Annotated in this window: 9 protein-coding genes and 2 pseudogenes; 6 read left to right on the top strand and 5 right to left on the bottom strand. The window is 39.8% G+C overall.

Features of this window, described 5'->3' with window-relative positions:
- Positions 1–165 precede the first annotated feature (165 nt).
- A complete protein-coding gene (locus tag BMZ31_RS14165) occupies positions 166–2,211 on the top strand; it encodes a bifunctional diguanylate cyclase/phosphodiesterase (RefSeq protein ID WP_090832532.1) in 2,046 nt (681 codons plus the stop codon).
- 75 nt (positions 2,212–2,286) lie between these two features.
- Here BMZ31_RS14165 and BMZ31_RS14160 read toward each other — a convergent pair whose 3' ends face one another.
- A complete protein-coding gene (locus BMZ31_RS14160) occupies positions 2,287–3,159 on the bottom strand; it encodes a processed acidic surface protein (protein ID WP_090832530.1) in 873 nt (290 codons plus the stop codon).
- 159 nt (positions 3,160–3,318) lie between these two features.
- Between BMZ31_RS14160 and BMZ31_RS14155 the strand changes: the two genes are divergently transcribed.
- Both BMZ31_RS14155 and BMZ31_RS14150 read left to right on the top strand, forming a co-directional pair.
- Entirely contained in the window at positions 3,319–4,311 is a 993-nt protein-coding gene (locus BMZ31_RS14155; RefSeq protein WP_090832529.1) for a DUF3231 family protein, read from the top strand.
- A gap of 236 nt (positions 4,312–4,547) precedes the next feature.
- Positions 4,548–5,366 carry an STAS domain-containing protein gene (locus tag BMZ31_RS14150; RefSeq protein ID WP_090832527.1) on the top strand — a complete coding sequence of 273 codons (819 nt, stop codon included), beginning with the start codon at positions 4,548–4,550 and terminating at the stop codon, positions 5,364–5,366.
- Positions 5,367–5,449: 83 nt separating this feature from the next.
- Here the strand turns inward: BMZ31_RS14150 and BMZ31_RS14145 are convergent, their stop codons facing one another.
- From BMZ31_RS14145 to BMZ31_RS20765, 4 genes and pseudogenes are all read right to left on the bottom strand, one after another.
- Positions 5,450–7,081, bottom strand: a complete 1,632-nt coding sequence (locus BMZ31_RS14145; protein ID WP_090832525.1) for an N-acetylmuramoyl-L-alanine amidase family protein — start codon at positions 7,079–7,081, stop codon at positions 5,450–5,452.
- 172 nt (positions 7,082–7,253) lie between these two features.
- Entirely contained in the window at positions 7,254–7,994 is a 741-nt protein-coding gene (locus BMZ31_RS14140) for a hypothetical protein (protein ID WP_090832523.1), read from the bottom strand.
- 144 nt (positions 7,995–8,138) lie between these two features.
- Positions 8,139–8,435: pseudogene (locus BMZ31_RS21065) on the bottom strand (choline-binding protein D); the annotation flags it as partial.
- Positions 8,436–8,501: 66 nt separating this feature from the next.
- Positions 8,502–8,951: pseudogene (locus tag BMZ31_RS20765) on the bottom strand (C40 family peptidase); the annotation flags it as partial.
- 320 nt (positions 8,952–9,271) lie between these two features.
- Between BMZ31_RS20765 and BMZ31_RS20405 the strand changes: the two are divergent.
- The 3 genes from BMZ31_RS20405 to BMZ31_RS14125 all read left to right on the top strand — a co-directional run bounded on the left by BMZ31_RS20405 (position 9,272) and on the right by BMZ31_RS14125 (position 13,538).
- A complete protein-coding gene (locus BMZ31_RS20405; RefSeq protein ID WP_175478128.1) occupies positions 9,272–9,439 on the top strand; it encodes a YwzD family small protein in 168 nt (55 codons plus the stop codon).
- A gap of 569 nt (positions 9,440–10,008) precedes the next feature.
- The gene (locus tag BMZ31_RS14130) at positions 10,009–11,037 is read left to right on the top strand and encodes an acyltransferase (protein WP_090832520.1); all 1,029 of its coding nucleotides are present in this window, start codon (positions 10,009–10,011) and stop codon (positions 11,035–11,037) included.
- Between the two features lie 146 nt (positions 11,038–11,183).
- A complete protein-coding gene (locus BMZ31_RS14125) occupies positions 11,184–13,538 on the top strand; it encodes an N-acetylmuramoyl-L-alanine amidase family protein (RefSeq protein ID WP_175478127.1) in 2,355 nt (784 codons plus the stop codon).
- The last annotated feature ends 234 nt before the right edge of the window (positions 13,539–13,772 follow it).

Raw genomic sequence — 13,772 nt, 5'->3', positions numbered from 1 at the left:
TGCTTATACGTGTCAAAGCAGCATTAATTCAGAAAATCGTCCTTCAGCAGGGCGATTTTTATTTTACACAAAAAATGCCTTTTTTCCTTGAAAAAGTAAACCAAGGTGCCGATATAAAAAGCAGGTTAAAATGCCACTAGACTTACATCAAATGAGGTTGTTGCTATGTTCTCCATGTCAGATACAGGTAAAAGTATTATTCTACACGGAGAATATTCCATCTCCATTGTCATCCTCTCCATTGTGATCGCCTGCTTAGCTTCTTTTACAGCGATTACGATGAACGACCGGATAAGACAAAACAGTTTCTTTCATCGCAATCTTTGGCTAAGCTTTGCTTCCATTGCAATGGGCTTAGGCGTCTGGTCGATGCATTTTATCGGAATGAGCGCCGTAAACTTTAAGGTGCCGATGGAGTATGACCTCGTCTTAACCATTGCATCCGTATTTCCGCCAATCTTGGCCTCCTATCTAGCATTCTACATTTCAAATAGAACGCAGCCTACTCAATGGTCATATGTGATTGCCAGCATCATCATGGGGCTAGGAATCGCATCGATGCATTACATGGGTATGTTCTCGATGAAAATGCAAGCGCAGTACTACTACAAGCCCTTGGTTTTATTATTGTCCATTGCCGTTGCGATCATCGTTTCTTATGTAGCGCTCTATGTGTTTTCTATGAAGCAAAGGTTCAATCAAAACTATTTGGTTAAGCTCGTCACATCCCTTTTGATGGGACTTGCGATTGCTAGCATGCATTATATTGGGATGGAAGCGATCGTTTTTTATGTTGATGAGCCGTTGCCCTACCGAAACAGCCATCAAAACCAAATGGACATTTTTCAAATTGCCGGTGTAACTGTGAGCATCTTTGTCATTTTAGGAATCTCTACTCTATCAGGGTTGTTGGATAGATATGTAGACTATCGCCTCACCTATTATGACATGTTAACGTCACTGCCTAACCGAAGACAATTTGAAAAGATGTTGCAGAAAACGGCAGGTATCAAGAGCTTGGCCGTGATCCATCTTCATGATTTGGAAAAATGGAATAGTCGCTACGGTTACGTTTTTGGGGACGAGATCATCAAGGCTGCCGGGGAGTTGATTCATAAGCTCAAGCCCAGTCAGGGGAATCTTTACAGAATCGAAGGAAATCGCTTTGCGATCTTAACAGAAGATGATTGTGACTTCGAAAAGCTGAAAAGCTCTATGGAAAAAATTGCAGCCTGCCTCTGTAAAAAACGAACCATTGGCGTCAATGAAGTCATCATTGATATGGTTTGTGCGGTAACCACCGCAAATGGGGAAGAAGAGCAAAAGAGCTTGTTTGCCAATGTCTTAGCGGTACTAGAGTATCCTTCACTGAGATATAAGCACGAGGTAATCGAATATAATTCGGAAGTACACGCTGATTCATTTGAAAAACATCTGAAACATGATATCGAAAATGCCATCGCGGAAGACGAACTATTCTTGGTTTATCAGCCAAAAGTAAGTCCGGAGACCAATCAGCTCCATGGGGTGGAGGCGCTACTAAGATGGAACCACTCTTCATACGGTTTCATCTCGCCAGGTGTATTCATCCCTATATTAGAAGAAACCGGTCAGATATTTGATGTGACAGATTGGTTAATCGACCATGTATGCAAACAAATCTCGCTTTGGAAAGAAAGAGACGGGGTTGTTTTTCAAGTAGCGATTAATATCCCGGGCTCCTATTTCACTTCTGGAAGGCTGATGAAAACATTAAAAGACGCGGTGTCTCAATACAACATCAATAGTGGTGAAATTGAGCTGGAAATCACCGAAACGAGTGTCATCAATAACATCGAGAGTGCGATACGTGCGATTAGAGAATTCCGGGAAATCGGATTCATGATTGCCTTAGATGACTTCGGTACAGGCGTTTCTTCCTTGTCCTACTTGAAGCGACTTCCGATTACCACTTTAAAAATTGATAAGTCCTTTGTCGATGACGTGCCGATTTCCGAAAAGGACTCTGCCATCATCAGAGCGATCATTAATTTAGGGCACTCATTGGACTTAAAAGTCGTGCTCGAGGGAGTAGAGTCGCAAGAACAAGTGGACTTCCTGTTATCAATAGCCGACGATACCATTATTCAAGGCTATTACTTCTCCAAACCAATGGGCGAAGCCGAGTTAGTGGAATGGGCGAAACGGGAAATGCCAGTAACTATTTCTTAAGAAACAAACAAAAGATGAGAGGGAATTAACTCTCATCTTTTGCTTGTTTTTTATATTAAATAGAATCATCCTGGATTATTTCATCCCATTGTTTTCAAATTTTTCTTTGTGTAGATGGTCTACAAATTCATCTGAAAGTTCCCCGACATGAAGCATTTCTTCGCCTTCTTCTAATGCGCTCATGCTTTCAAAAAACTCAGCTGGGATTGAAAAATCAATTAATAACTCTCCCGCTGTGCTATAGATACTCGCCGCTAATGAATTCGGCAGCTCTTTCATCTTCAGAAGTTCTTTTAAAGAGATGTCTTTATTATCCACTTTGAACTTCACGTCGATTTCATACAACGCAATCGTTTCGGTCAATATTTGAACGACCTCATCTAATTCTTCATCAGAAAGTTCTGAGGGATCGTCAACAAATAGGAATTTCTCCAATCTGGCATCGAATGCTTCCATCTGATCAAGTTGGTCTTTATTTTTTTCTTCCACTTCCGCTAAATAGGTAAAGAACTTCTCCGTTTCTGCTTCTGTTAAACCGATCTTGGCTAACTCAGTCTCTACATCAGCCATGTACTCATCATGGTTGACGTAAAAGTCGACCGCTGCATCCAAATCCTCGATAACCTCATATTCACTTACGGAGTCTCCAAAATGGTCCAAAAGCTCGTTTAGTTCCGGTTCAGTCAAACTGTAACGAGTTAATAACTCCTGTAAGTTTGTGGCGTTAATTGGAGTCCCGACAAATAGTTTTAGGTCTTCCACTGTTTCGAAATCTTCCAGAGAAATTTCGAAATTAGCGAGATAATCCTGCAATTCCTGCTTCGTCCAGCCAATCTGAGCTAAATATTGGTTTAGCTCATTTTCTGGAGGGGCTGCATAGACAGATGAAGTTCCAAAAAGGAATGAAAAGGTAAGCAAGCAAATAAGCCAACACTTTTTAGAGACCATTTGTAACCTCCTCGGAAAATTTGGTGCAAGATTATTGTTTCCTCTAGCAGAGGCATCTAGAAACGAAATAATTCCCAAAAAGGGTTACAACAGTCCATTCATAACCATTTTGTGGATTGGACATAATGGTAATAAGACTAATTCTCAAGGAGAAAATAAATGGAACAGCATATCCCCTTAACATCATCAGAAATCTCAATTCTATGGGTTTCTTATCAAAGTGAAACCATGTCACTTTATACCTTTATGCACTTTGAAAAAGTAGTCGAAGACGAAGACATTAAGAATATAATCCAAAAATATATCAACACAAGCCAAGTACATATAGAAAAACTAAAAGAGATTTTCGCAAAAGAAGAGAGTCCAGCTCCGATTGGATACAACGAGCATGACGTAAATCTCCAAGCACCAAGATTGTTCTCTGATATTACTTCAGCTTTCCTATTGAAATTCATCGTCGAACTAGGCATGCAAACACACGCGAATGCTTTGAAAAGTTCGGCTCGCAAAGACATCCGCGATTTTTCAAACGAATGCTTAATCGACTATATCGCCCTAACGAATGAAGTCACAAATATGCTTTTGCAAAAAGGGATCTTTGTGAGACCGCCTTCAATCCCCATTCCAGATCATACCGAGTTTGTTCAGGGCACGGGCTACCTAACTGGCTGGTTTGGAAAAAGAAGACCCGTCCATGCCACACAACTGAATCAATTGTTCTTGAATGTCCAACGAAATATTTTAGGGAAAACACTCTTGATTGGATTCTCTCAAACCGTATCTTCAGAGAAAGTTCGGAAGCACTTTCAATTCGGTAAAGAGATGTCAAAAAAACTGCTAGATAGCTTTGAACTATTTTTAAGTGACGTGGAACTGGATGCATCCATTCCCAATCAATTAACCGTAACGGACTCTACAAAGGCACCTTTTTCAGATAAATTGATGATGGGAATACTATTAACGATCATCCGATATGCGATCGTTTTCTACGGGGAATCTCTCGCAGTTAGTTCGAGGAGAGATTTGTTTGGATTCTATAGCAAGATCATTTCGGAAACAGCCGTTTATGCCAATCAAACCATTAAATTAGCCGTGGAATTAGGATATCTAGAACGAGAACCCGAAGCCATAGACTACGATGAATTAACATAAAAAGGCTCGACTAATAATAAATAGCAAAGGCAATGACTCAGAAATATTCAGAGTGATTGCCTTCTTTTATGCCTCCTTTTAGAGAAGATGTGTGATATTGTGTGCGACCCTTTTAGCAAATGTTGTATACTAGTTTTAGCAACCCTACAATCGACAATTTCCTTATTTTAGTCTCATTCTCAAAAAGATTGTTGTTTCTTAACAGTGCCTTTATCTTAAAAAGGAGTGTGATTCAAATGACCTCGTTCTTCAATATTTCTCAATTCTTATCCGAAAATGCAAAATCTCTTGCTGTGGAAATCGTTGAAGGAGTACTCTGCAAGATGAATTTGAACATTCCAAACTGGGAAAAAGAACAAGCTATTAACATGTACATTGAACTCTTAGGTTTCTTAGGGGAATCCCTGCATAAAGGGGAAGAGGGGATACCTCAAGAACTCATTGCCTGGAGTAAAAGCAATGGCGAAAGGGAAGCTTCATCTGGAGGTAAGATCTCGGAGATTGTGGTTCGTTATCCACCAACGAGGGAAATCTTTTCTGATCTTATCACAAGAATCAGCACGGATTATGGACTCGCTGTCGAGGATCATGCCACGATGACGAAGAAAGTGAACGCCATTCTAGATGTTAGCATCAATGAGACTGTCTTTGCCTTTGAGCGTCTTGCTGATAAAATCGAAGCCGAGAGACAAAAGGAATTCGCCAAATTATCGGCACCAGTCGTTCCGATTAAAGATGGCATTGCGGTCTTGCCCTTGATCGGAGCCATCGATTCGTTTAGAGCCAATCATATTCTGGAGAATGTTGTTCCAGAGCTAAGTGAATTAAAACTAAGGTATCTGATCATCGACTTCTCAGGAATCTTGAATATCGATTTTGAGGTAGCCCACTATTTCGTTCAAATACAAGGTGTACTGCAATTGATCGGTATCGAAACACTCGTGACCGGCATACGTCCAGAATTGGCCCAAACCGTTGTGAATGCAGGTATGGACAAGATGGCAACCATTAACTCTTACGCCCATGTAAAACAAGCTCTTGAAAGCATAAAATAGTATGGATGAAAGCCGTCTATCAAAGGCGGTTTTTTTATGGAACAAAAAAGGGAAGCCCTAAGGAGCTTCCCTTATAATTTCAATTAGCGTACCCACACACCGTTACGGTCGAACTTATAACCGTTAACTTTCGTGTTAGCTGCCATTTTACCGTTAGAGTAGAAGTAGTACCATTTCGTACCAAGCTTCAACCAACCAGTGTGCATTACACCGTTAGCTTCTAGGTAGTACCAGCTATTGCCGTCTTTTAACCAACCAGTTTTCATAGAACCATCTGCGTTCAAGTAGTACCACTTAGTGCCAACCTTTTCCCAACCAGTTTGCATAACGCCACTGTTGTCAAGGTAGTACCATTTAGTGCCGACTTTCACCCAGCCAGTTTGCATAGCGCCATCAGTACCTAGGTAGTACCACTTAGTGCCAACTTTTTCCCAACCAGTTTGCATAACGCCACTATTGTCAAAGAAGTACCATTTCTTACCGTCTTTAAACCAACCAGTTAACGCATAACCGTCTTTAAGGTGGAAGAAGTACCATTTACCGTTTACTTTTTCCCAACCAGTTTGCATAATACCATCTTTGTTAAAGAAGTATAACTTGGTACCGACTTTTACTAATCCTGTGACCATGTGACCATCTGTAGGATTTAGGTAGTACCAATCGCCTTCCCACTTCACCCAGCCAGTTACCATTTCAGCTGTTTCTTCATCGAAGTAGTACCATTTTCCGCCAACATTCACCCAGCCAGTTACATAGTCGCCGAACTCATCAACGTAGTACTTTGCACCGTCTTCATTTACCCAGCCTTCAAGTGAAACTTTGATTGTTACAGGAGTGTTATTTCCTTCAGCATCTGCGATTACACCGTTTAAAGTGTTGATGCCATAAGCGTTGATTACATATTTAAGTACATCAACACTAACTGAATCAGGAAGATCTTGACCTGTTTTTGCTTTAAGCATGTCTGCTGTTAAGATTGCTTCTTTGTTTACAAATTTAAGGTCTGTGTTATCAGAGAATAAGAAAGAGTCGCTAGAGAAAAGAGAGAAAGTTGCAGCGTTCTCAGACTTAAATTTAATAGCAGAAACTTCAGTATTACCAGCCAACTTGTTAATGTTAACTACATACTTGTTATCTGCACCAACTGCTTTAACTTCACCTTTTGATGTCATTAAAGAGAAACCAGAAAGAGTAGTGTTTTTGTTGCCAGGGAACTCAAGAGTTTCATCTGCAGCTAATACAAAAGTTAAGTAATCAAAGTTACCTTCTTCTTCATAATTAGCTTCTAAAGTAATAGCTACATAGTTCTCGAATGGGTAGATCAATTGACGAAGCGTGCTGATTGCAAGGCCGTCTTGTTGTGGATCTCTTGCACCTAATACATCAGCAAGAACGTATTCTGCTTTGTTATTCACAACTTCAACTTCTTTTGTTAACTCAACACCATCAAGTACACCGAAATCGAAATTTACACTTGTCACACCGTCTGGAGTTTCAAGAGCGATTTTTTCCACTTTGTCCGTTTCGGCTAAACCGAACTCTTCAACAAACTGATCAAGGTTAAATACGAATGTGTTTTCGTCAGCTTCGATTGTATACTCTTCGCCATTGATTGTGACAGAAGCGGAGTATGAAGCTTCTGCAGCTTTTGCTTGTGGTACAAGCGTTGCAGCTAGCAAGAAAAACAAACTAAAAAAAGCAAATAACTTTTTCACGATAAACCCCCTGCAAATATTTTTTGTTTTTTCCTATGTTAGAAAAATAAACTATGTACTTAATTGTTTGATAGAACAAGAAAGTGATAGACTTATTTTACATAAAAAACCATTCTATAACAACTAAAATACTAGAACTTTTCTACTATATAATTATCGGATGAAAATCAAATTACTTTAATCCGCTCATGGCTTGATTCATTAAAGCAGAACGTTGAGCTTTCTTTGTAGCATTGTATTGTGCTTTGATTCCTTTTGCCGCACTAGCGTCAAAACCATTTGCTTCTAGCTCTGCAGTCAAGGCTCCGTAGATTTTGTTAAATGAAGCATCTGTACTAGCTTCTAAGGAAGAAGCAGCGGCAGTGTATTTAGAGTAGAAGTAAAAATAAGATACTTCCTCACCAGAAGCTTTCTTTGATTGATATTCTCCGATTGCATAGGAGATCAATGCGGTCAGTTTCCCATCAGCTTGTGCCTGCAAGTTTTCAAATGAAGGCTGATACTTATTGATGATGGACTGAGCTGTTACTGGATCAGAAGTAGCAGGTGTAGAAGGTGATTCAGAATCAGGATTAGCTGAATCGGATGTAGTTGTGTTTTTCTTAGTCGTAGTCTTTGCTTTTGCCACGATGGAAGCAGCTAGTTTATCAGCACTAGATTGTGGAGTGGATGCTGTAGCATCGCTACCTTCAGAACCCTCTGTTGAAGATGCTGAACCTTCTGTAGCCTTTTTACTTTTATCAGCAACCGCTTTATCTCCTGGTAAAATAACTTCATAGCCACTTTTAACAATTTCAGCTACTTTCTTATCGTCAGTTCCATAATCTTTTAATTCCAATAAATAATATAGTGTTCCTGCGCCACCGGCAATCAGCACAAATAACGTAATCAGGACAATTTTCCATTTTTTCATGTAAGGTCCACCTTTGTCGTCAGTAAATTTATTGTATGTCTGGTAATATTTTAATAGTTTTCCACTCAAAATGATAGTGTTGTTAAAAATTAACAACACTATCAACCAAAAGAAAAAGCAAGCCGCTTGAGCTTGCTTTCATCATTATTGAATCCTTGCACCATCGCTGCCGATCTTATATCCATCAACAGTTGTATTTACTGCCATGACACCACTGTTGTAAAGGTAATACCATTCGTTCTTGTAGCTTAACCAGCCTGTTTTCATCGCACCGCTACTTGCAAGGAAGTACCAGTTGCCTTTTTCATATAACCAACCAGTTTTCATCGCACCGCTTTTCGTAAGGAAGTACCATTTACCTCCATCGTAAACCCAACCAGTTTTCATGATGCCTTTTGAATCTAAGAAGTACCATTTGCCAGCATCAAGAACCCAGCCAGTTTCCTTAGCGCCGTTCGCATCAAGGAAGTTCCAGCCTGCAGCTGTATAGACCCAGCCGCCTTTACCTACACGCTTAACACCATAATAAGTATTGTTCCAGTATGTGCTAGAAAGAGAATCTTTTCTTACTCCCTTTGAGCTTGAAGCGTGGACAAACTGATTGTCGCCTATGTATACACCAATATGTGATGGACCATTTGTAGTAGAACTTGTATCAAAAAAGACTAAATCGCCTTTTTGTAAGCTAGATTTCGAAACTGCATTTCCTTCGCTATATATGCTTGCAGCCGTTCTTGGAAGTGTAACGCCTGCTTTCTTATAAACGTAACCTACAAACCCTGAGCAATCAAATCCGCTTGGTGTAGTGCCACCCCATTGGTAAGGTACACCAATATAATCTAATGCTATATCCGTAACGTCTTCACCAAAATCTGATGCATCCGCTTTCACTAAACCGAACAATCCGCCAAAATACATGTAGGAACAGACAAGACTAGTAATGATTAACTTCTTCATGTTGACCTCCAGTTTGTTGCGAGACACATCTTGTGAGACTCGTTTTCTGTAAAACTAGTATCTCACATTTTAAACCTATTAAAATTTACAGTTTATTTATGATTATGTTACAAACACATTACAAATTGTTTTACAATTCTACATAAATTTTGCTATTCCTGTGTCGGAAACCGGTTTAAACCGCGAAATAATGGGAATTACAGACACTATCAGAAAAAATTATCAGATGTCATAATTCTTTCACGAAATATGTTTGGTATATATTTACAAGTGACAAAGATTTTAATAGAATGATTAAAATAGCAGAATGAAAGGAGGAAATGTCAAAAGTGGACGACCAAAGCTCTAAAGTAGCTGCAAAAACAACAACCTTCGCAGAAATAGTTAAGAACGCCTATGAAAAAGGCTCAAGCGAAAACGAAATGACCGTAATCAAACTCATCGAGGACCTTAAACTCGATCTTCAAGATATACTATTAGAAGGATAAAATAAATAGATAGCGAAGGGCGGCAGACATCAAGTCTGTCACCCTTTTGAAATGAAGTATAAAGATGTCGAGGCGTAGTGGATGAATTTCTGCATTCACAAATAAAAGTCGAAATTACACAAATAGAATCCCGATTTACACAAAAGAACCGCACAGTTACACAAAAGAACCGTACAGTTACACAAATAAAACGAATAAACAAAGGAAAAAAGAGAGCGATTACACTTTTCGGCTACTTCCACACACCCTAAAACTACTACAATAACGAATCAGTACTAAATTTATAGTCTCTCTTGAAATTCGGTGCTGCTATTCTGGGTTTTTCTTCTTTTCCGGGATAGATCTCCTCTGCCTGCGGTAAATAGCGAGCGCGCGAGGACCGAAAGGCCGCCAAAATATTTGATAGGTATTTGTCAAAACATGAATAATATTCCAATCATGCACTCAAACGCTAATATAATAGAAGAAACTCGTCTCAAATACCTCCCTTAATTCGACAATATACCCCATATATCGACCTTTTGTGTTAAGATAACAATTGGAAAAATAACGACCATGGGGGAGAGATAATGAAACAAAGATATATGTATTTAGATTGGCTTCGTGTGTTGGCGACCATTGCGGTTGTTACCATTCATGTTTCCGCTGGCCTCGTGGCTGTTAATCTATTAGAAGTCCCGCTATCAAACTGGATGTCGGCAAACTTTTATGATTCATTAATGAGATGTTCAGTTCCTCTCTTTGTGATGATTAGTGGTGCCCTTTTACTTGGAGACAAGCGAGAGATTACCTATAAAGACTTCTTTATGAAACGCGCAGCAAAGGTGTTTATTCCACTCTTAGGTTGGAGTGCCATCTATTATGCTTATAAAGTCTATAACGGAACATATATTATCTCTATTAAAGAACCAATCAGATTGTTTATGACTCAAGGAATCAGTGTTCATTTATGGTTCTTATACATGATTCTAGGTCTGTACTTGATCACACCACTTGTAAAAATTCTTGTGCAAAATGCGAAGCAACGTGATTTGCAATATTTCTTGCTGTTATGGTTTTACGCATCTATCGGCGTCAAGTTCATGAAGTATATCATTGGCTTCGGCTTTAATCCTGAACTTTACTTTGTAACAAACTATGTAGGCTACTATATTCTTGGTTATTATTTAGCCAATTTCGAAATCAGTCCCAAATGGCGCAAGCTTATTTACGCAGGTGGCATTGTAGGAGTACTAGCAACCATGTATTTCACATACTCCTATACACTTGCTCAAGACGGTGTTTTATCGGAAATCTGGTATGATTACCATTCGCCAAACGTCGCCATCGTGGCCATTGCGGCATTCTTATTCGCTAAAAACGTGATGACGAAAGAAGTGCCACGCCCGCTTAATATCATCAATAACACGAGCTTCGGTATTTATCTCATTCACATGCTTGTGCTAAATGTCTTTGCGGACGAAATCTTCTATGTAATCAAAGACTCGGTACATCCGATTCTAAGCATACCTATATGTGTACTGATCAATCTCATAATCAGTTCGATTGTCATTTTGATCATGAAGAAAATTCCTTTAGTCAAAAAGCTAGTTCCATAGAAGAGTGCCAGGGACCTTCCTGGCACTCTCTTTATTTCCCATAAATTATAAGTATCTATAAAAAGAAAGTATTTTGTATAATAGTTTCATATATTAGTAACGTAACAATGTGTCACTGGAAAATTGACAATGAAAGGAATCAAAACATGCGACAGATCTTACAAAAATTGTTCATACCTGCCATGATGCTAACCTTTTTAGCGCTGTTTGCATATCCACAAACGGAAGCGCGTGCAGAAGGGACAACAGTGCAAAACAGTATTATGACAGACACGGTTTGGACAAAGGCTAATTCCCCATACAAAGTAGATTCGCCCATTTACATTACTTCCAACGCAACGCTTACCATTGAACCGGGAGTAAAGGTAATCGGTTCATCTGCCACATCGGGTGGAACAATGTTAATCATTCAGGGGAAATTGAAGGCAGTTGGAACGACCCAAGATCCAATTGAGCTGATGGACATTTACTTGAATGCAGATGAATTTCAAGCTACATCTGTAAATATTGAAAATGCAAAAGTAACGAAAACCCATGATGGCGGATTTTTAATGACGACTTCTGGTAAGGAACTCATCCTGAAGAACTCTGAGTTTTCGAATGGTGATATTCATTTTAGTTCACCAGATGTTCCGCATTACATTGAAAACAACCTATTCCGTGCAACAGCGCCTGTCACAATTGACGGTGGATCAGCACCTGCACTTTTCAAAAGAAACGCGTTTTTTAATAATGAAGACACAGAGCCAGCGATAAAAGTTAACTGCGACACGTATGAGTGCATAGGTGGAAACATCACAATCACGGAGAACAATTTCTTCGGACAAATCTCACAACCGCATGTTTTCTTAAGTGGTTCTAAAACATTCTCTTTTGATGCCAAAAATAATTACTGGGGTTCGACGGTTGAAAAGACGATCAACGTACGAATTAAGACTGACACAAACACGCTGGATTACAAACCATATGCGACCATGCCATTTGTGAATGGTCAGCCATACGGTGAGCTTGAACCACCGGCAGTCAATTTCGTCACAGATGCTGCTGAAAATGTGAGCGGTCAAACTGATGCGAACACAACAGTAAAAGTTTCTGTGAATGGTACAGTAATTGGATCAGGAGTATCGGACGAGACAGGGAACTATCAAGTCCATATCGACAAGCAAAAAGCAGGAACAATCCTATCCCTTTCAGCAACAGATAGTCTGAAGCGAGTAAGCAGCAGTACCATTACGAATGTTATAGATGGAACAGCACCGGTAGCACCAACGGTTAAGCCAGTCTATACAAATGCGACAACGATAACAGGGACAACAGAACCGCTTGCTTCCATTATCGTCAAAGTGGACGGAATCCAACTTCCAAAGGTGTATGCAGATGATAAAGGGAAGTTCTCTGTAAATGTGAATCCATTAGTAAATGGAAAAATAGTCGAGGTTCAGTCTTGGGATACAGCTTATAACAGGAGCACATGGACAACGCTAACGGTATCAGATGCACCTTTAGATACTGTTCCTCCCGAAGTATGGGTAGAGCTACTTTACGATTATTCGACTGAAATCAGAGGCACAACAGAACCAGGTGCAGAAATCACGATTTACAATGGTGAGCAACTGCTAGGTACAACAACGGCAGATGAAAATGGAATATACACTTTAAAGATTGACCCACAAACAGGCGGTTCAATCCTTACAATCACAGCAAAAGATGCTGCTGGAAATGAAGCGCCGACACCGATTACGACAAAAGTATTCACAACCAAGCAACGCTGGATAACCGTCAATGAGATTACGACAAATTCAAAAACGATCACAGGGAAAGTGCAATATCCGAATGCTTATATAACTGTAAAAATCAACGGACAAATTATCGAAGGAAGAGCAGCTGCCGACGGAACATTCTCAATCACAATCCCAGCTCAACCAGAAAACACACAGATTTGGATTCACGCCTTAAACCCAGCAGGTGACTCCAGTGACTCTGTCATGATGCAAGTCAAATGGGCACCGCCAAACGGCTGGTACACAAGGGACGGCTACAAATACTATTTCGACTCTGTAACAGGCAAGCACAAGACAGGCTGGTTCTCTTACAACAGCAAATGGTATTACTTCGCAGCCGATGGGAAAATGCAAATTGGCTGGAAACTGATTTCTAACAAATGGTACTTCCTCCAAGCTGACGGTGTCATGAAAACGGGTTGGTTATCCTACAATGGAAAGTGGTATTACTTCCCGTCAAGCGGAGCGATGCAAACAGGATGGCTCACTCTTGGAACAAAGAAATATTACTTCGCAACGAGCGGCATCATGCAAATCGGCTGGGTGAAAATCGGCACGAGCTGGTACTACTTCACAACAAGCGGCTCCATGCAAACAGGCTGGCTCAAGCTCGGCTCATACTGGTACTACTTCAACACAAACGGAGTCATGCAAACAGGTACGATCACGATTAGTGGAAAAAGATACACCTTCAACTCAAAAGGTGTATGGATTAAATAATAGAAGAGTGTCAGGAACTTTGAGTTCCTGACACTCTTCTATTTTAAGAGGGGGTATCAAGTATCTGAAACAAGAATTCTACTAATTTATCGATACGATTTTCTCATTTATCAATATGAAAACCCCGGATATCGATACCATTTCTTAATATATCAATACAAAAAGTAAATGTATCGATACGGTCCCATTATTCGACAAGAACAATACCCGTCAAAGTATTACCGTACGCATTAA

The sequence above is a fragment of the Bacillus sp. cl95 genome, assembly GCF_900115925.1.
Lineage (GTDB): Bacteria > Bacillota > Bacilli > Bacillales > Cytobacillaceae > Neobacillus_A.
This window is presented reverse-complemented; position numbering and strand designations above follow the sequence as displayed.

What these genes read in the sequence shown, in the direction of transcription:
- BMZ31_RS14165 (WP_090832532.1), top strand. Translation starts at nt 166, where the DNA reads ATGTTCTCCATGTCAGATACAGGTAAAAGTATTATTCTACACGGAGAA.
- BMZ31_RS14160 (WP_090832530.1), bottom strand. Translation starts at nt 3,159, where the DNA reads ATGGTCTCTAAAAAGTGTTGGCTTATTTGCTTGCTTACCTTTTCATTC.
- BMZ31_RS14155 (WP_090832529.1), top strand. Translation starts at nt 3,319, where the DNA reads ATGGAACAGCATATCCCCTTAACATCATCAGAAATCTCAATTCTATGG.
- BMZ31_RS14150 (WP_090832527.1), top strand. Translation starts at nt 4,548, where the DNA reads ATGACCTCGTTCTTCAATATTTCTCAATTCTTATCCGAAAATGCAAAA.
- BMZ31_RS14140 (WP_090832523.1), bottom strand. Translation starts at nt 7,994, where the DNA reads ATGAAAAAATGGAAAATTGTCCTGATTACGTTATTTGTGCTGATTGCC.
- BMZ31_RS20405 (WP_175478128.1), top strand. Translation starts at nt 9,272, where the DNA reads ATGTCAAAAGTGGACGACCAAAGCTCTAAAGTAGCTGCAAAAACAACA.
- BMZ31_RS14130 (WP_090832520.1), top strand. Translation starts at nt 10,009, where the DNA reads ATGAAACAAAGATATATGTATTTAGATTGGCTTCGTGTGTTGGCGACC.
- BMZ31_RS14125 (WP_175478127.1), top strand. Translation starts at nt 11,184, where the DNA reads ATGCGACAGATCTTACAAAAATTGTTCATACCTGCCATGATGCTAACC.